The sequence below is a fragment of the Methylobacterium terricola genome (assembly GCF_006151805.1).
GTDB classification, from domain to species: domain Bacteria; phylum Pseudomonadota; class Alphaproteobacteria; order Rhizobiales; family Beijerinckiaceae; genus Methylobacterium; species Methylobacterium terricola.
Map to the genome: position 1 here is coordinate 1 of NZ_VDDA01000018.1, position 18,301 is coordinate 18,301.

General features: G+C 69.4%; 11 protein-coding genes. 4 read left to right on the plus strand and 7 right to left on the minus strand.

All coding sequences use genetic code 11. The features are described 5' to 3' along the window. The 3 genes from FF100_RS26785 to FF100_RS26795 form a co-directional block, all read left to right on the plus strand. Positions 1-202: transposase (locus FF100_RS26785; protein WP_139038114.1), on the plus strand; the 202-nt coding region annotated here is incomplete at its 5' end. Between the two features lie 230 nt (positions 203-432). After that, a complete protein-coding gene (locus FF100_RS26790) occupies positions 433-2,847 on the plus strand; it encodes a PAS domain S-box protein (protein ID WP_171070341.1) in 2,415 nt (804 codons plus the stop codon). Between the two features lie 684 nt (positions 2,848-3,531). Beyond that, positions 3,532-7,560: a PAS domain S-box protein gene (locus FF100_RS26795; protein ID WP_246102408.1), complete on the plus strand. Its 4,029-nt coding sequence runs from the start codon at positions 3,532-3,534 to the stop codon at positions 7,558-7,560. Positions 7,561-7,599: 39 nt separating this feature from the next. Here FF100_RS26795 and FF100_RS26800 read toward each other — a convergent pair whose 3' ends face one another. The 3 genes from FF100_RS26800 to FF100_RS26810 form a co-directional block, all read right to left on the minus strand. Beyond that, complete coding sequence (locus FF100_RS26800) at positions 7,600-8,505, minus strand: SDR family oxidoreductase (RefSeq protein ID WP_139038824.1); 906 nt, start codon at positions 8,503-8,505, stop codon at positions 7,600-7,602. A gap of 401 nt (positions 8,506-8,906) precedes the next feature. After that, complete coding sequence (locus FF100_RS26805; protein WP_139038825.1) at positions 8,907-9,989, minus strand: Abi family protein; 1,083 nt, start codon at positions 9,987-9,989, stop codon at positions 8,907-8,909. Between the two features lie 133 nt (positions 9,990-10,122). Continuing rightward, positions 10,123-10,794, minus strand: coding sequence for a YfbU family protein (locus FF100_RS26810; protein ID WP_139038826.1), 672 nt, complete (start codon positions 10,792-10,794; stop codon positions 10,123-10,125). A 317-nt stretch (positions 10,795-11,111) separates the two neighbouring features. Here FF100_RS26810 and FF100_RS26815 point away from each other — a divergent pair, with 317 nt between their 5' ends. Next, complete coding sequence (locus tag FF100_RS26815) at positions 11,112-12,773, plus strand: recombinase family protein (RefSeq protein ID WP_171070342.1); 1,662 nt, start codon at positions 11,112-11,114, stop codon at positions 12,771-12,773. A gap of 371 nt (positions 12,774-13,144) precedes the next feature. Here the strand turns inward: FF100_RS26815 and FF100_RS26820 are convergent, their stop codons facing one another. The 4 genes from FF100_RS26820 to FF100_RS26835 form a co-directional block, all read right to left on the minus strand. After that, positions 13,145-14,881, minus strand: coding sequence for a tyrosine-type recombinase/integrase (locus FF100_RS26820; protein WP_171070343.1), 1,737 nt, complete (start codon positions 14,879-14,881; stop codon positions 13,145-13,147). Further along, entirely contained in the window at positions 14,878-15,240 is a 363-nt protein-coding gene (locus tag FF100_RS26825) for a helix-turn-helix transcriptional regulator (RefSeq protein WP_139038829.1), read from the minus strand. The genes FF100_RS26820 and FF100_RS26825 overlap by 4 nt, the downstream gene beginning before the upstream one ends. Before the next feature lie 179 nt (positions 15,241-15,419). Then, complete coding sequence (locus FF100_RS26830) at positions 15,420-15,680, minus strand: hypothetical protein (RefSeq protein ID WP_139038830.1); 261 nt, start codon at positions 15,678-15,680, stop codon at positions 15,420-15,422. After that, positions 15,670-17,694, minus strand: coding sequence for an AAA family ATPase (locus tag FF100_RS26835; protein ID WP_171070344.1), 2,025 nt, complete (start codon positions 17,692-17,694; stop codon positions 15,670-15,672). Before FF100_RS26835 ends, FF100_RS26830 begins: the two co-directional genes overlap by 11 nt. Positions 17,695-18,301: the final 607 nt, after the last annotated feature.

Genomic DNA, 18,301 nt, shown 5'->3' on the forward strand with positions numbered 1-18,301 from the left:
CGCGACGGCCGTGATCCCGAACAATCCCTCGCGATCCAGGAAGTATGAGCTCGATACGGCCCTTTATACGGAGCGCCACCTGATCGAATGCTGTTTTTCCAAGCTCAAACAGTTCCGACGCGTAGCGACACGCTACGAGAAGACAGCCCGCAACTACGCCGCCGTGGTCACCATCGCTGCCATCGTCCTATGGCTCCGATAACTGTCCACACCGCCTAGGGGTGAATCGCGCACTATGGAAACCGGGACGGATTCCTGGCATGTGGATGCAAGGGCGAGGCATCGGCGGGCCCGGCCGTCAAAATCCGCCGCGTTCCCCACGAGCATGGCGGCCTCGGATCCGGGGACGGCGTGATGGACCGCCTCCCAGGCAGGATGGCGCCCCCCTAGTACCGGCTGGCGGGAGATCGCGCCAAAACCTAGACGAGGGTCATGGACACCGCTGAATTGCAGGCCGAGGTCGAGCGGCTGCGCGGGCGCGAACGGGCCCTGGAGGACGAGGTGGCCCGGCTCCGCGGCGCCGGGACGCCGCCCGTGGGCTCGCCGCGGTCCGATCTCCTGTTCACCGCCGCCGAGCAGACACGGATGGCTATGATCGTCACCGACCCGAACCTGCCCGACAACCCCATCGTCTTCGCCAACCGCGCCTTTCTGGAGCTCTCCGGCTACGCGGCCGAGGAGCTCATCGGGCGCAACTGTCGCTTCCTCCAGGGACCCGACACCGACCCGGCCGACGTGGCCCGCGTCCGGGCAGCCATCGCCGCCCGCCGTGACGTGGTCGTCGAGCTGGTCAACCATCGCCGCGACGGATCCGCCTTCGTCAACGAGCTCTACGTGAGCCCCGTCTTCGGCCCGCATGGCGAGTTGCTGTACTTCTTCGGCAGCCAGCTCGACATCACCCGCTTCCAGGAGCGTGACGCCGATGCCGCGAGCGGTGGCGCGTCGTTCCGGAGCCTGCTGGAGGACGTCGAGGCCGGGTTCTGCATCATCGAGGTGCGCTTCGACGAGGAGGGCCGGGCCGAGGACTACCGCTTCGTCGAGGTCAACGCATCCTTCGAGCGCCAGTCGGGCCTGGCCGGCGCGGAAGGGCGCTGGATGCGCGAGCTGGTGCCGGACCACGAGCGGCACTGGTTCGATACCTACGGCGAGGTCGCGCGGACCGGACGGGGCGTGCACTTCAGGGGGGTGGCGTCGCGGTTCGGCCGTCACTTCGACGTCCACGCGGTGCGCGTCGGCGACCCCGCGTCGAACCGGGTCGCGCTCCTGTTCGAGGATGTCACCGACAGGCAGGAGAACGAGGTCCGCCGCGAGGCACGCGACCGCGACCGGGCGGCCGAGCGTGACGTGGTCTGGCGCAACAGCCGGGACCTTCTGGTCGTATGCGGCTTCGACGGCTTCTTCCGCGCGGCCAACCCGGCCTGGACGGAGATGCTCGGCTGGCCGGCCGGCAAGGTGGTCGGCGCCCGGTTCGACGCCTTCGTGCATCCGGACGACCGGGGAGCCGCGGGTCGCGCGTTCGAGGCGCTCCGCGCGGGCGAGAAGCTCTCGAACCTCGACGTCCGCGTCATGACCGCGGACGGCGGCCACCGATGGATCTCGTGGAACGCCATCCCGCTCGTGGACCGCCTTCACGCGGCGGGGCGGGACGTCACCGAGCGCAAGGCGCTGGAGGAGCAACTGCGCCAGGCCCAGAAGATGGAGGCTGTCGGGCAACTGACCGGGGGCGTCGCGCATGATTTCAACAACCTGCTGACCGTCATCAAGTCCTCGACCGACCTGCTGAAACGACCCAACCTCGCGGAGGAGCGCCGGGGCCGATACGTCGACGCCATCTCTGACACGGTCGATCGGGCCGCCAAGCTCACGAGCCAGCTGCTGGCGTTCGCGCGCCGCCAGGCCCTGCGCCCGGCGGTATTCGACGCCGCCCAGTCGGTGGCCGCCATTGCGGACATGGTCGGGACGCTGACCGGTGCCCGCATCCAGGTCGAGACCGACACGGATGCGGGCGCCGACCAGGCCGGCCGGAGGCTGCGCTGCCACGTCGACGCCGACCCGAGCCAGTTCGACACCGCCCTCGTCAACCTGGTGGTGAACGCCCGCGACGCCATGCAGGGCGAGGGCCGCCTCCGCATCGCGGTCCGGCGCGCCGACCGGATACCGGCCCTGCGGGCCCATCCGGCCGTACCGGGTGACTTCGTCGCCGTCTCGGTCTCGGACACCGGCGCGGGCATGCCGTCGGACCTGCTCGACCGCATCTTCGAGCCGTTCTTCACGACGAAGGGCGTCGGGCACGGCACGGGGCTCGGGCTCAGCCAGGTGTTCGGCTTCGCCAAGCAGTCGGGCGGCGACGTCGCGGTGGACAGCGCCGTGGGCGTCGGAACGACCTTCACCCTCTACCTTCCGCGCTCGGCCGAGGCGGAGACCCGGGAGGAGCCCGAGCAGGACACGGAACCCCTCATCGACGGCCATGGGACGCCCGTCCTCGTGGTCGAGGACAACGAGGAGGTCGGCGCCTTCGCGACGCAGGCGCTGAAGGAACTCGGCTACGACACCCTCTGGGTGACCGACGCGCGGGCCGCGCTGGCCGCCATTGAGAAGGACGGGCAGCGCTTCGACGTGGTGTTCTCGGACGTGGTGATGCCCGGCATGAATGGGGTCGAACTCGCTCGCGAGATCCGGCGTCGCTGGCCTTATCTCCCGGTCGTGCTGACGTCAGGCTACAGCCACGTCCTGGCGTCGGAAGGGTCCGACGGCTTCCCGCTACTGGGCAAACCCTACTCGGTCGCCGACCTCAGCCGAGCGCTGCGCAAGGCTCTGCGGGAGCGGTCCTCGCTGACCTTCGGATGACGTCATTCGCGTCGCCCCACGCGGTGACCTTCGGGCAGCCCGCGCGTTGACGGCCGGTTCCCGCCAGGGGAACGGAGGGGAGACATACGATGTCCGACACGCCGCGCCCCGGTGACGACCCGTTGCCGCCCATCGGCGACCCGCCGCCCGACACAGGCCCGCCGGAAGGCGACCCACCGGGCGAGCCGCCGACGCCGCAGCCGCCAGGCCCCATCAACGGCCGCTAGGTCCCATTCCCCGCCATCCCCGCCGTTGGCGCCCCCCGGGACCGGGGCGGCGTCACAGACGCCCGGCCAATCCCGTGCTTGCGTAGGCCGGGCGTCTCGACCACGAGAGACCCGTTCGGGGCCGCAATACCCGGTTCGAGGCGACCGTCGCCGGCCCCTTCGTTCGCTGCGAGAGCCGACGGCAGGACGATGCCACCCCGTCGGACCGGGGTGGTACCCTGGCCCCCGGGCGACCGAGGGCACGATTGCGTAAGGGAGGGGTGCGACCGGTGCAGATGATGCGGCCGCGCTCCTCCCGTAGTATTCACCCGACCGATACCCCCCTCCGCCGCTTCCTTCGGTTACCCGGTTTGATCACGCCCGCCTTCGCCAGCCCTACGCGCTGCCGCCCGAACCCATGCCTTCCGCGCCAGGCGGCTCGCCCGTTCCCCGCTCAGTCGACCAGGGAAGCGCGTCGGTGAGCGAGCTTGAGATCGAGCGGCTCCGGCGGCGCGAGCGCGAGCTGGAAGCGGAGGTGGCGCGGCTGCGCGAGGAGCGCGCCGCACCCCAGGCGGGACACTACCGGGAGATCTTCGACAGCGCCGTCGACTTCGCCATCATCACCAGCGACCGGGAGGGGCGGATCACCGCCTGGAACCCGGGCGCCGAGCGCATCCTGGGCTGGTCGGCCGGGGAGATGCTCGGTCGGCCAGCCGCGACTTTCTTCACGCCGGAGGACCGGGCGGCCGGCCGTCCCGCCACCGAGATGCGGTGCGCCGCCGAGACCGGGCGCGCGTCCGACGAGCGCTGGCACTTGCGCAAGGACGGGTCCCGGTTCTGGGCCAGCGGCGAGTTGATGCCCCTCCGCTCGTCTGACGGCGCAGCGCTGGGCTTCCTCAAGATCCTGCGCGACCGGACCGAGGCGACGGCGGCGGAAGGCGAGAACCGGCGCGTCCGGGACGAGCTTCAGGTCGTCACCGACGCGCTGCCGGTGCTGATCTCGTTCATCGACCGTGACCACGTCTACCGCTTCGTGAACCGGTACTACGAAAACTGGTTCGGGCGGCCGGCGAGCGAGATCCTCGGGCGTCGGGTGGAGAATGTCGTCGGTGCGAAGACGTACGCGGACCGGCTCCCCTTCATGGCCCGTGCGCTCGCCGGCGAGGACCTCACCTTCGACGCCGAGATGCCGTTCCGGGTAAGCGAGTGGCGGCAGTCGGAGATCCGCTACATCCCGCGCCGGACCGCCGGCGGGGTGGTGGACGGCTTCTTCGTCATGGTCACCGACATCGCCGAGCGCGAGAGCGCCCAGGCCGCCCTGCGCGAGGCCGAGGATCGCCTCAGGCTAGCGCTGGAGAGCTCCGGGACCGGCATCTACGACTACGACCTCGTCACCGGCGCGTTGACCTGGGACGCACGCACCCGGGCGCTCTTCGGCCTGTTCCCGGACGACCCGGTCTCTTACGAGGGCGCCTTCCTGCCGGGCCTGCACCCGGACGACCGGGAGCGGACGGACCGCACGGTCCAGGCCGCCATCGGCGCGGTCGAGGGCTTCGACACCGAGTACCGCGTGGTCGGCCTGCGCGACGGCGTCGAGCGGGTGCTTGCCGCCAAGGGCAACACCGTCTTCCGGGACGGCGAGCCCGTGCGCTTCGTCGGCACCGTGCGCGACGTTACGGAAGCCCGCTCGGCTGAGGCGCGGGCGCGGCGCCTGGCGGCCCTGGTGGAGCAGTCGAGCGACTTCATCGGCATCGCCGACGCGGCGGGCATGCCGGAATACGTCAACGAGGCCGGCCGCCGGCTGGTCGGGTTGGCGAGCCTCGACGAGGCCTGCGCCCACAACCTCGTGGACTACTTCGACCCGGAGGACCAGGCGACCGTTCTGGAGCAGGCGCTCCCAGCCGTGCGGGAGACCGGCTTCTGGAACGGCGACCTCGCGTTCCGCAACTTCGCCAGCGGGGCGGCGGTCCCGGTCCACTACACGATCTTCCCCCTCCGCGGGCCGGACGGATCCGTTTCGGGCTATGGGACGGTGACGCGCGACCTGACCGAGCGTAGGCGCCAGAACGCGTTCCGCAGCGCGTTGATCGAGCTCGGCGACCGCTTCCAGGCTTGCGTCGACACCGCTGGCATGGCCTACGCCGCCGCCGAGGTCATGGCCCGCACCCTCGGGCTCGACCGGGCCGGCTACGGGACCGTCGACGCGGCGCTGAAGACCATTGATATCGAGCGGGACTGGACGGCGCCAGGCGTCTCCAGCGTCGCCGGCCAACATCGCTTCGGCGACTACGGCGATGTCCAGGCGGGTCTCGTCGATGGGCGCGAGGTCGTGATCGCGGACGTAGCGACCGACCCGCGGACGGCATCCGACCCGGGGCCCCTCCTGGCCATCGGCGCCCGGGCGCTGATCAACGTGCCGGTCATGGAGCACGGACGGGTCGTGGCAGTGTTCTTCCTGCACGACCGGCAGGCGCGGGACTGGCGCCGCGACAAGCTTGCCTTCGTCCGCGACGTCGCCGAGCGGACCCGTGCCGCCATCGAGCGGTTCCGGGCGGAGGCAAGCCGGCGCGAGAGCGAGGAGCAGTTCCGCGTATTCGCGCAGGCCATCCCGAACCAGGTCTGGGCCGCCTACCCGGACGGCGCGCTGTACTGGTTCAACGACCAGTTCTACGCCTATTGCGGCGAGCCGAAGGGCAGCCTGCTCGGGCCGGATGCCTGGGGGGCCATCGTTCACCCCGACGACGTCCCGCCCGTCGCGGCCGCCTGGGATCATGCCCGCGCGACCGAGACCGCCTACGAGACCGAGTATCGGTTGCGCCGGGCCGACGGCACCCTCCGCTGGTTCCTGGTCCGGGGCGAACCCGTGCGCGACGCCACCGGCAGGATCACGCGCTGGGTCGGCACCAACACCGACATCGAGGACCAGAAGCGGGCGGTCGCCGAGTTGGCGCGGCTGGCCGGCAACCTGGAGCAGCAGGTCGAGGAACGCACGCGCGAGCGCGACCGCATGTGGCGCCTGTCGACCGACGTGATGCTGGTGGCGCGCTTCGACGCGACCATCGTGGCAGTCAACCCAGCCTGGACGACCCTGTTCGGCTGGTCCGAGGACGAGCTCGTCGGGCGCTCGTTCATGGACCTCGTGCACCCGGACGACGCCGCCTCGACCGCCGCGGCGGCGGGCGACCTGTCGGCCGGCTCGATCATCCCGCGCTTCGAGAACCGGTACCGGCACAAGGACGGCAGCTACCGCTGGCTGTCGTGGACGGCGGTGCCGGACGAGAGCTTCATCCACGCGGTGGGCCGCGACTTCACCGCCGAGAGGGAAGCCGCGGAAGCCCTCGCGAAGACCGAGGACGCCCTGCGGCAATCGCAGAAGATGGAGGCGGTCGGGCAACTCACCGGCGGGCTGGCGCACGATTTCAACAACCTGCTCGCCGGCATCTCGGGCTCGCTGGAACTGATGCAGACCCGCATGTCGCAGGGGCGCCTCGGCGACCTCGACCGCTACATGACCGTGGCGCAGGGCGCCGCCAAGCGCGCCGCCGCCCTGACCCACCGCCTGCTCGCCTTCTCGCGGCGTCAGACCCTCGACCCGAAGCCGACCAACGTGAACCGCCTGGTCCACGACATGGAGGAACTGGTCCGGCGCACGGTCGGGCCCGGCATCCACCTGGAGGTCGTCGGCCTCTCGGGAGCCTGGCCGGCCCTGATCGACCCCGGCCAGCTAGAGAACGCCCTGCTGAACCTCTGCATCAACGCGCGAGACGCCATGCCGGACGGCGGCCGCATCACCATAGAGACCGCCAACACGTGGATCGACGACGCGGGCTCGCGCCGGCATGACCTGCCGCCGGGCCAGTACCTCAGCGTCTGCGTGACCGACACCGGCACCGGCATGACGGCGGACATCATCGACAAGGTGTTCGAGCCGTTCTTCACGACCAAGCCCACGGGTCAAGGTACGGGCCTCGGCCTGTCGATGGTCTACGGCTTCGCGCGCCAGTCCGGCGGCCAGGTGCGGATCTACTCCGAGGTCGGCGAGGGCACCACGGTCTGCCTCTACCTGCCGCGTCACTACGGCGAGGCGGACGAGGACGACGTCGCGCGCAAGCTCGCAGAGGTCGGGCGTGCGGGACAGGGCGACACCGTGCTGATCGTCGACGACGAGCCCTCGGTGCGCATGCTCGTGACCGAGGTGCTGGAGGACCTCGGCTACACCGCCATCGAGGCGGCCGACAGCGTGGCCGGCCTGAAGGTGCTGCAATCGGACGTGCGCATCGACCTGCTGGTGACCGACGTCGGCCTGCCGGGGGGCATGAACGGCCGCCAGATGGCCGATGCCGGCCGCGAGCGTCGGCCCGGCCTGAAGGTGCTGTTCATCACCGGCTACGCCGAGAACGCGGTCCTCGGGAACGGGCACCTGCACCCCCGCATGCAGGTGCTGACGAAGCCGTTCGTGTTGGAGGCGCTCGCCACCCGCATCAAGGACCTGATCGCTGGGAGCTGACCACCGGCGGGAAGCGGTCTTCCCGCCGGTCCGGCTGTCCTACGCGGTGCCGTTGCCGCCGGTCGCGCCGTAGACCTCGCCCGTCACGTAGCTCGCCTCCTGGCTTGCCAGGAAGACGTAGACCGGCGCGAGCTCCACCGGCTGGCCGGGACGCCCCAGCGGCACCTCCGAGCCGAACTTCTCGACGTTCTCCTGCGGCTGGCCGCCCGACGGCTGCAACGCCGTCCAGAACGGGCCTGGTGCCACCGCGTTCACCCGGATGCCCTTGGCGACCTGTTGCTTGGCCAGCGCCTTCGAGAAGGCGACGATCCCAGCCTTCGTGGTCGCGTAGTCGACCAGGATCTGGGGAGGGTTGTAGGCCACGACCGAGGCGGTGTTGATAATGGAGGCACCCGCCGGCATATGCGGCAGGGCCGCCTTGGTGATCCAGAACATGGCGTAGAGGTTGGTCTTCAGCGTCCGGTCGAACTGCTCGTCCGTGATGTCGCCGATGTCTTTCTGGTTCGTCTGCTTGCCGGCGTTGTTGACCAGGATGTCGAGGCCGCCGAGATCGGTCACGGCCTTCCTCACCAGGGTCTCGCAGAACGCCTTGTCGGTGATGTCGCCCGGCAGGAGCACCGCCTTGCGGCCCTCGGCCTTGATCAGCTTGGCGACCTCCTGCGCGTCCGGCATCTCCTCCTCGACGAAGCTGAGCGCCACGTCGGCACCCTCGCGCGCGAAGGCGATGGCAGCCGCCCGCCCGATGCCGGAATCCGCGCCCGTCACCAGGGCCTTCCGACCGGCCAAACGCCCGTGCCCCTTGTAGCTGGCCTCACCGTGGTCCGGCTTCGGATCCATCGCTCGCGCCAAGCCCGGGGCCTCCTGCGGCTGCCGCTTGAACGGCGGCTGCGGGTACTGCGTGCGAGGGTCCTGCATCGTAAGGCGGCGGTCGTGTGCGTCAGTCATCAGGCTGTCCCGTGGCATTGCCGGAGATTGGGGTGGAATGCGGTAATCCAGATCGGTGCACCGCTCTCGGTCTCCGGCAAGCTGCCGCTGGTCCCACGGGTTCCGGGGTCGCGGTTCACGCTCGCGGCACGACGGTACGCCCGTTTCTCGCCCGTCGTCGCCCGACCGGCCTGACTGGAACGGCACGGAGACCTGGCGGTTGGGTGGGGAACGCCGAGCGCATTCGCGGCCGGCTCACTCACCCACAACGGATACCCTCCGTCGTCGTCGGACGAAACTCGCGTCCGTGCTCATTGGAGGGAAGGAGTGCGGCTCGGCCGATCTATGGCTTCATGCCGGTTCCTACGGGGGTCTGCCTTCACCCGCGTGGACTTCGGTCCCCCCGCGCCGCGGTGCCGCGCTCAATATCGACGGTGTGCCCTCAAGAGTACGCCCCCCGGGACGCGGGCACCGCTACGCTCCTCGACGACGACCACGCCCCGGATGCCCGGTCCCTTGACGGCGTCGACTAACTCGGCGAGCGGCGCGTCGGCGGCGACGTAGGTCCAGCGCCCGCGGACGACGCCGGAAGCCATGAGGTCGGCGACCGTGTGCTCGCCGAAGTCGATCATGGTGCCGACCAGCCGATCCGAGGCGTAGGCGACGATGTCGGCGGCCGATAGGAGCGCCGTGGGGCAGCCGGCCGCGTCGACGCAGACGATCGCGGGCACGTCCGGGCTGTAGGCACCGAGGACCGAGGCAAGGGTGTGATCCTCGGCGACCGGCTGGAAGTTGGTGTCGCATCGTTCGATCGCCGTCTGCGCGGCCATCCCGGGGCGGGGCTTGGTACGGATCACGGTCGAGAGCGTGGAATGGTGGCGCAGCCAGCGCGACATTGACGGGTTCCGCATCTCGACGAGGTGGACGATGTCGGCGTGCAGGCTCGTGGCGTTCACCCTGAGGATCGGCTCGTGATGGGCGATGCGGTTGCGCAGAAAATTGATGTCGCGGACGAGGATCTGGACCTCGGCGCGCGTGGTGCGCGGTTGGCAGTGCGGCAGCGCCTTGCGCAGGTTCACCTGCCAGAGCGAGCGGTCGTAGTCCGGACGGAACAGGTTGGACCAGAAGTCGAAGGTGAGCGTGGCGACCACCTGCCCTCGCGGGGGCCTGCGCTGGATCGCACTCGCCCGCTCGATGGCTTTGTCCAGCGATCTCCGGCTCTCCGTCGTGAGCTGGTCGCCGAACCTCTGATTCGTCGGCCAGGCGGGTCCGTGGAGGTCCGTCAGCACCTCGTCGATGGCGTTGCGAAGCGTCACCTCTCCGACGTGGAGGGGGTAGAGGAAGGCCTTGGCGAGGCGCGCGTTGTAAAGGTAGAGGTCGAGGGCGTGGCGCTCGTTCCCCTTCGCCGCCGTCAGGTACGTGGCGAACCGGTCGGCCGAGATCGAGGCCCGGATCGCGGCCAAATCCTCGGGGGTGTAAGGGAACGGAACTTGACTCTCGGCCATTGCAGTCTCACAAATATGGCCACTAGCAGCCGGTGCGGCCCCTCTGTCCCTCGCGGGACACGCGCCCCCGGCACCCCGAAGCCCTGGGACAGGCAATGCCTCTCCCGGGGCTTCCTAGTTTCCGGGCCTGTGTTCAGGCCCCCTCCCCCGCCCGCAGGATCGCCCGGATCTCCGAGGCCGACAGGCCGCGCGGCGGCTGGCTCAGCCGCCGGTGGGCCGGCAGCATCCGCCGGTACCGCGCCATCGCCGGGAAGTGGCCGTTGAAGCCCGTCGTGCGCGCGGTCGCCTTGAGGCGGGAGTAGCGGTCGAGGTCGACCACGAAGTAACGCGCGTAGGCCATCCGGGCGGTCTCATGGTTCCCGTCGAATCCCGGGAAGGTCACCTCGGCCTGGGTGAGGCCGCCCTTGTCCGCGAGGGCGTCGTAGGAGTAGGCGAGGTCGTCGTACATCTGCAGGATGTCGAGGACCTCGGTGCAGTCCTCCTTGCTCAAGCCGGTGTCGAAGGCCTCGACCATCGCGGGGTAGTGCAGCTCGTACCCGGATTGCAGCGCCTCGACGTGGCCGAGGTAGTGATTCCGCTCGTTCGGGTGGAGTGCGGCGAGGATCAGGTACTGGTTCGCCAGCGCGAGCCGCTCCTTGAGGGAGAGGGAGAACCCTGCCGCCTCCCGAGGGCCGTGTTCGAGCTCCTCGACCTTGTCGAGGACGGCTTGGCGAAAGACCGCGGACACGTTCAGCCCCTTGCGCTCGACCAAGCGGTCGAGGCGGTCCTTGAGCTCGTCGTCGACCCGGAAGCTGACCGTCGGCATCGTCCCATCCCATTAACTGTATTGCATATGCATTACTTGTTTGGCGATTGCAAGAGGTCGCGTGTGGAGCATTCGGGCGCATGGGACCGGTGGAAGGCCGGACCCGGGCCCTTGCGGCGCGGGTCCGGCCTCCTTAACCATTCGGCCATGAACCGGACGGGACAGCGAAAACACCTGGCGTCGCCGGCTTCCTGAGGAAGCCCCGAGCCCGCGCCCCGCCGAGCGGGAGCGCGACGCGTTGCCCTGCGGTGCGACCGCGCCGCCCGACGGTCCGAGCCATGCACGAAAACCTAATCGATCCGGGACATCCTCGCGGGATGCCGGTCGCCTATTCCTACATCCGCATGTCCCGGCCCGAGCAGCTTCGCGGCGACAGCCTGCGTCGTCAGGTTGAGAAGGCCAGGGAATGGGCCGCGAAGCGCGGCGTCGTGCTCGACGAGAGCCTGCGCGACATTGGCATCTCGGCCTATCGCGGGAAGAACAAGGAGGTCGGAGCGCTCGCGGCCTTCCTCGACGTCGTCAAGGCCGGGCGGGTGGCGTCGGGCTCCTTCCTCGTTCTCGAAAGCCTCGACCGCCTCAGCCGCGAGACGGTCCCGGAGGCGCTGCCCACCTTCCTCGATATCGTCAACGCGGGCATCACGATCGTCACGCTGACGGATAAGCAGGAGTACAACTACGAGCGGCTCAAGACTGATTGGACGCCCTTGCTAATCTCGCTCGGCATCATGGCGCGGGCGCACGAGGAGAGCAAGACGAAGGCCGAGCGCGTCCGCCAGGCGTGGGCGCAGAAGAGGACGAAAGTCGGGGAAGCGGTGCTGACCAAGAGGGTGCCGGCTTGGCTGCGGGTGGTCGACCGGCGCATCGAGGAAGTCGAGGGTCGTTCGGACATCGTGCGGCGGATCTTCCGCGAGGCGATCGCGGGCGACGGCCAAAGGGCCATCGTCAAGCGCCTCAACGACGAGGGCGTGCCGAGCTTCAAGACGGGGTTGAAGGGCTGGCAGCCCTCCTACGTGGCGAAGCTCCTCAAAAACAGGGCCGTCCTCGGAGAGTACCAGGCCTACAGCCGGGACGAGAAGGGCGTGCGCCATCCGGTGGGTGAGCCGGTCCCGGGGTACTACCCGGCGATCGTATCGGCCGCCGATTTCCTCCGAGCCGGGACGGCCGCTCGCTCGCGCAAGTTCGCCCCTGGGGTGCGGGGAGTGACGATCGCGAACCTCTTCCAGGGCATCGGCAAGTGCGCGTGCTGCGGCGCCTCGATGACCGTGCGAAACCGGGGCAAGGCCAGTGGGACGAGCCTGGTTTGCTCCAACGCGGCCCGCTCCGCCGGATGCGACAACCGTCGCGGCTGGTCTATGCCCAAGGTCGAGCGGGCTGTCTTGCGTGAGTTGCGCCGGGTGGACCTTCCGGAGCCGGACAAGAACGAGCGCGTGAAGGACGACGCCGCCACGCTGGCGGATGCGATGTCCGAAGCGACGCGACGCAGGGATCGGCTTCTCGATCTCGTGGAGGCCGGCGACGATGGCGCCATCGAGCGGGTGAAGTCGCTCACCCAGCGGATCCGCGCGCTTGAGGCCGAGGCGGCGAAGGCACGCCTGAACGGTCAGGTCGAGGCCAGCCTGCCAACCCGGCGGGAGCAGTGGGATCGCGTCGGGCGTCTGAGCCAGGCGCTCGCCACGGCGCGGGGGGCGGAGTTGCGCGAGATCCGGACCCGGCTCGCCCAGGCTATCCGAGAGTCCCTGCTCCGTGTCGAGTTCGGGCCGCAGGTCGTGACCTGTCGTGTGCGCCTCGACCGCATGCGCTCATGGGATGGGCTCCACTACGGTCATCACCCGGACGGGGTGCCATTCGTCGCGATCGACGAACGCCCGCCCCGCCAGCTCACGGTATGGGAGATCGCGCTTCACGAGCCAGAACCTGGGGAGCGGGAGCATCTCGATACCGAACTTGAGAGGTTCCTGCGGCTTGCCGGTACTCGGTGAGGCCTGACGTCGTCGCCTCTTGTGGCTGCTGACTTGGCATCCCGAGCGGCACCCCAGAATGAATGAGCAGGCTCTTCGACGGTCGCGCCGTGACGCGATCTGGCACGCCCTTGGCTCATCGTTCTAACCGGCGCCAGGATGGGGCAACGGCTATCGCGCTGCCCGAATGTCCGACGAAGCCCCCCATGGCCCCCACGGAGCGGTTCGCTTGATCATTGAGCCATACGATGCGTGCGCTCCGCCGTGTTCGCCCATAGGGATAGGGATCTTCAAGTGCAATTGGCTATATCGCTTCTTGGAGCGATTTGACGGGGAATTCGGTCATCTCCGGCCTGTCCCGCGAACAGGACCCTGGAGGTGCGATTGCTGCCTCAAGAGCCTTCGACGGATAGATGTGCCGCCCAGTCGGTGGCGGGATCGTAGGCCCATTCCATGGGGCCGCGCGGTCGAGACGGATCGGAACCGAGTTCCGGAAGCTCTGCTACGTCCCTGTCGAGCTGGTCCGCATCCAGCTTGGCGCGAATGAAGGCGGCCACCTCGGCTGCGGGAAAACTGCGGGAATTGCCGTCCGGAAGCGTGCGGTTTCGTTCTTCCCTCAGGATTTGCCAAACGGGAAGCATCTCGTGCCACAGCTCCTGCGAGATGGATTTTCCCTTTTCGTTGCAGCTACTTGCCTTCGTGATGGCAGGAATGTCGGGAGCGGTGGGATGCTCCGACCCGGATAGGGGAGGGGTGGAGGACTGGGATGGCCAAGTGCCTTCGCTCCTTGGGATTTCGGGGATTTCGCTGGGGGGACATCCCCGACGATTGCGGGAAAATCCCCACGCCGCCGCGGATCCTAGCAGGCCGATGCGCAAGTCACCCGCCGCACGCTGCCGGCGCGCCTCCAAGGCCAACTCGCGCTTCCAGGCCATGAAGGCCGAGGTCGTGCTCATCGCCCGGGCGGTGTCTTCCGTCGTGACGTGGGCGTACGCCTCCCGGGTCGTCTTGATGTTGGCGTGATGGAGCCGCTGCTGCACAGCCACGATGTTGCCGGTCGCCCGAAGCGTCTGGCTTCCCGTCGTCTTCCGGAGATCGTGGGGCCGCGCGTCGGCGACCCCTGCGGCCTTGCAAGCATTCGAAAACAGCTGGTAGAAGTACCACCCGGTCAGAGGGTATCGCTTGCCGCGCTCGTAAAACCGGCGGACCTTGCTCCGGGCGAGATACCGTGTCTGTTCCGCCACGAACGTGAAGACCGCCTCCTGCGCCTCGTCTTGGCGAGCTTCGTATTGCTCGAAAAGGATCGCACCGATTTCCTCGGTGATCGGTAACTCCGCGGTCTTATCGCCCTTCACCGTCAGCCTGATTATGCCGTCGATCCAATCCACCTGGGACCACCTGAGCTCGACCCCGTCCGTGCGCCGGAGCGCCGTCTCGATGAGGAAGCGCATGGCCGGGCGGATGTCCGGCCGAAGGTGCTCCTCGATCCGGATTTGCTCCTCGGCGGTGAGCTCGCGCCTGCGCGGCTTCTCTTGCAACGTATAGACGGTCCAATCCGGCTCGTCCGGAAGCACGACCTTGACGCGCTTCGCAGCCTTGAGCGCCATGTGTAGGACTTCGATGTGGGCGTTGATGTAGGCGTTCGATAGCAGGGGCTTCTTCGGGTCGTCCCGAACGTGGGTGCGTCTGAGCTTGCCCCATAAGTCGCCCACCAAGGCGTCGTCGATGCGCACGATCGGCATGTCGGGACCGAGCAGCCGGCAGATCACGTCCGCCTTGCGGTCACGATTCTTCTTGGGTTCGCCCGTAAGCGGGCGGGTCTCCATGAGCAACTCCATCGCCTGCAGGAGCGTTCGGGGCTTCGTCCCGCCGGAGACCTCCTTCCTCGGTTGATCTCCCGCAGAGCGGATCCGGACGCGCTCCGCTTCCTTCAGCTCACGGACGAACTTTGCCGCGTCACGCACGACCGCGGTGCCCGTCGTGCCGCGAAAGCGCTCGCCGCCGATCATGAACTCGTAATGCAGGTTGGCCGAGTTCTCCGGCTGTACGAGGTTGGGCGGGAGCTTCTTCCGCTTGCCGTCCCGCGCCTTCGACCTGGGCTTGGCCGACTTGGTGGTCTTCTCGCTCATTCGCATCCTCCCACCCCTGCGAGCCGGGCGGCCCGGCGGGCGATGTAACCGTCGGGCTTGGCCTTGAAGGGCGCGCCTACCGGCGCCCGGGCGTCGATGCGGCGCGCCTCGACGAAGGCGTCGAGGTCCACGTCCGTGACGCGAAGATCTCGGCGGACGGCGCCGCGGCCGACGTCGATCGCCGCGAGGCTCCCGTCGGCGACGTGGAGCTCGACCTGTCTGAGCGAGATCCCGAGGCGGTCGGCGACCTCCGGTAGGGTGAAGGCCCGTTCGACATGGAGGTCGAGCGTGCCCCCGTGACCGAGGGGCGGACCGGGATCTCGCGCTGGGTCGACGAAGTTCTCTCTGAAGGGCTTCATGGCATGCGTCCGTGCTTGGTCCTCGTGGGATCGGTCGGCGGGGCCGCCATCGCGGCTGGATCGCATCCACGCCAGCGTGACGGCCAAAGCTTTCCGGCTGCTCCTGCGGGGGCCCGAGCGGCCCCGCGTCCTGGTCGCGTGGTAAAGCGGGCGTTGCGGCGTCCGTGCGGATCGCGGCCCTAGGCGCCCGCGTCCGTATCGTCGCCGATCGGATCGGGCGTGCGGCGGTCGGCGAAGGCCCTGACCCGCAGGTCGCCGGGCCTAGGACCGGTCCGCTCCGCGAGGAACCGGGCGCGTCGCTCGGCCTCCTCCAGCGCGACCTTGCCGAGGGTCGTCAGGATCGCCTGGACGGCCCGCTCGAACGCCGGCTCCGACAAGGTGCGCATCATGTGAAGGCGCCGAAAGATCGCTCCCACCTGCATGTCCGGATCAGCGCGCATCACGAGCCCTCCCGTTGCGGTTCGACCGCGCCGGGGATCCGGCGTGGCTTCGGATCAGGCGCTCGACCTCCTCCCCCGACAGGACCCGGGTCGCGACGAGCCGCTCGGCCACCGCCTCGATCGCGGGACGGTGGTCGCGCACGAACGCCACGGCCCGGGCGTAGAGGGCCTGAAGATCCCGCTCGACGACCCGGCGCAGCGCGGGGTCATCACGCATCGCGGCGACCGCCGCGTCGGGTCCGCCGCGGATCGTGAGCTCGTCGCCGAGCCCGAAGGTCGCGTGGATGGAGGCGACGAGTTGGGTGGCCTTCGCCAGATCGCTGCCCGGCCCCCCGCCGGCGCCGGTGTTCGCCGCCCCGCCGAGGGCATCCATCGCCCGGCCCGCGAGCGCGACGATCACGAGGTCCTCGATCTGAGCCCGGGTCATCAGCGCTCGACCGTGGAGCAGGGCGCGGACCGACCCAGCCGTACCGGTGCCCATGGCGAGGCTCACCGAGCGGAGCGTGCCGATGTCACGGATCCGGGCGGCGACAGCATGGGCCGCCTCGTGGCGCGCACAGACCGCGAGCTCCTCGGGCGTCCGGCCGTCGTCGGGCGACACGGCACGGGCGAGGTCGGCGACGACCATGCGCCGACCCTCGGCGCGGGCCGCGGAGCGCGCGGCCTTGATCCACCCTACCGCCTCCGCCCCGGTGGCTCCGGTGCCGAGCATCGCCACCGGCATCAGGTCCTCGCCTGGCAGGTCGGCACCGAGATGCTGCCGGAGGATGCCCGCGAGATCCTCGACCGAGGGCCGAGCGATCTCGATCGGCGGGAACAGCCGTCCGGGCCGGATCATCGCCGGATCGAGGGCCGCCAGGTGGTTCGTCGCGCCGACCACGATGAGCCGCGAGGCGTCGCCGGAGGTCGTGCTGTCGAGGGCGGCGAGCACCCCCGTGATGACGGGGGTCCACCAGTCGCGTCCGCGAGCGCTCAAGCCATCCCGGCTCGGGATCGCATCGACCTCGTCGAGGAACAGCAGCGCCGGGGCCTGGGCCGCGGCGAGGGCGAGCTTGCCCTCGAAGGCCTTCAAGACGCCGTCGAGGTACCCGTTCGAGCCGGTGAACCACCCGCTCACGGACGTCGCGACGAGCGGGATGCGCGCGGCCTTCGCCACCGACCGGACGAAGGAGGTCTTTCCCGTCCCCGGCGGGCCGTAGAGCAGCGCGGTCCGCTGGACCGCGGACCAGTCGAGGCGGCCCTCACGCCAGGCGTCCAGGTCCCGGACGAGATCCCTCGCCCACCCCATCGCAGGGCCGCCGTAGCCGTGGAGTGTCTCCAGGTCCGGGACCTCGCCGAGCTGTGGATCGATGCCCGAACGCGCCGCGGCGATCGAGCGGATCCGCGAGATGCACTCGCGGGGTGTCGAGCCGATCCGGATCTGCGAGGTCAACTCGTCGAGGTTGAGCGACCCCGAGACCGCCGGGGGCATGCGGCGGGCGCGCTTGCCCGTGGCGGCGCGGATCGTCTCCGCGACGACACGGTTCGAGGGCGGGCCGATGCGGACGACGAGGTCGGCCGCTGCGACGAGGGTCTCGGGCAGGTAGCGCTCCGGGACGTGCGAGACGCCGGCGACGCGCGCGCCCTCGCTCAGGAGCCGCGCGACCTTGTCGTTGCCCTCGCTCGGCTTGTGCTGCGTCTTCGAGGATCCGTCGCGCACCTCGACGTGGACGAAGGGGGCGATGTCGCGAAGGGCGCTGCCGACATGCTGGCACCAGTCGGCTGTGGGAACCTCGACGACGACCGCCAGGCTTCCCGGGGCGCGCAGACGGCGCAGGCCGGCCGGGCCGAGGGCTTCGAGGAGCGCGGCGGCGGGCATCACCTCCCGCGCGGCGCGCAGGCCGGCGAGGCCGTGCCGGACGTACGGCGTCTGGGCGTCGTCGGCGGGAAATCCCGCCTCATCCCGCGGCATCTCAACGGGAAAGAACGCGTCGTTGCCGTGCTTCGGCTTTCCGCCGGTCTGGGAGCTGGACATCTTGGCTGCCTCCATGCGCGAGGCAGCCGGCCGCGATCGCGGCCCGGTCAGACCCCGGGAGGTTTCGGTTCGGTGCGGGGGATGCGACGCGGGCCAGGTTTGGCGACAGGCGTCACGAGCCGGTCGGAACGCCGGCGGGTCACCCGTTTTCGCGGGGCGCGCATGGGCATCGGGAGAGCTTTCCGGGCTGGGTCCGCCCGAGCGTCAGCTACGAGGGCGGGATGGGGCTCCGGCACCGGGCCGGAAGCGCATGGGGCGCCGTCGAGGCGCACGGAACACATACAAAACGGCAGGAATCGCGGTCAACCAGCCGGCAACATGAGGCCGTGGAAATACTTCGCTGCGGTGGAAAGCGGGGACCATTGCCGCCCGGTTAACGAACTGACAACCATCATGAGGGTCGCCCCTTTGCCGCGATGGATATGGCGGGGAAGCTCCGGTCGCGACGACTTCATAGTGCCAAGACGAGCCCTTCTGGTGCGGGCGATGGTAGTCATGCCCTTAGCGGCCGATGAGAATGTCCCGCCGGACGTCTTTTTCGAACATGGAGGGCTTGTACAGACTGCTACGCTCACCAAATGCCCGAACAGAATAGCAACGGCCGATA

Bases quoted from the DNA above. Each gene is read 5' to 3' on its own strand.
- FF100_RS26790 (WP_171070341.1), top strand. From the start codon at position 433: ATGGACACCGCTGAATTGCAGGCCGAGGTCGAGCGGCTGCGCGGGCGC.
- FF100_RS26800 (WP_139038824.1), bottom strand. From the start codon at position 8,505: ATGACTGACGCACACGACCGCCGCCTTACGATGCAGGACCCTCGCACG.
- FF100_RS26805 (WP_139038825.1), bottom strand. From the start codon at position 9,989: ATGGCCGAGAGTCAAGTTCCGTTCCCTTACACCCCCGAGGATTTGGCC.
- FF100_RS26810 (WP_139038826.1), bottom strand. From the start codon at position 10,794: ATGCCGACGGTCAGCTTCCGGGTCGACGACGAGCTCAAGGACCGCCTC.
- FF100_RS26815 (WP_171070342.1), top strand. From the start codon at position 11,112: ATGCCGGTCGCCTATTCCTACATCCGCATGTCCCGGCCCGAGCAGCTT.
- FF100_RS26820 (WP_171070343.1), bottom strand. From the start codon at position 14,881: ATGAGCGAGAAGACCACCAAGTCGGCCAAGCCCAGGTCGAAGGCGCGG.
- FF100_RS26825 (WP_139038829.1), bottom strand. From the start codon at position 15,240: ATGAAGCCCTTCAGAGAGAACTTCGTCGACCCAGCGCGAGATCCCGGT.
- FF100_RS26830 (WP_139038830.1), bottom strand. From the start codon at position 15,680: ATGCGCGCTGATCCGGACATGCAGGTGGGAGCGATCTTTCGGCGCCTT.
- FF100_RS26835 (WP_171070344.1), bottom strand. From the start codon at position 17,694: ATGTCCAGCTCCCAGACCGGCGGAAAGCCGAAGCACGGCAACGACGCG.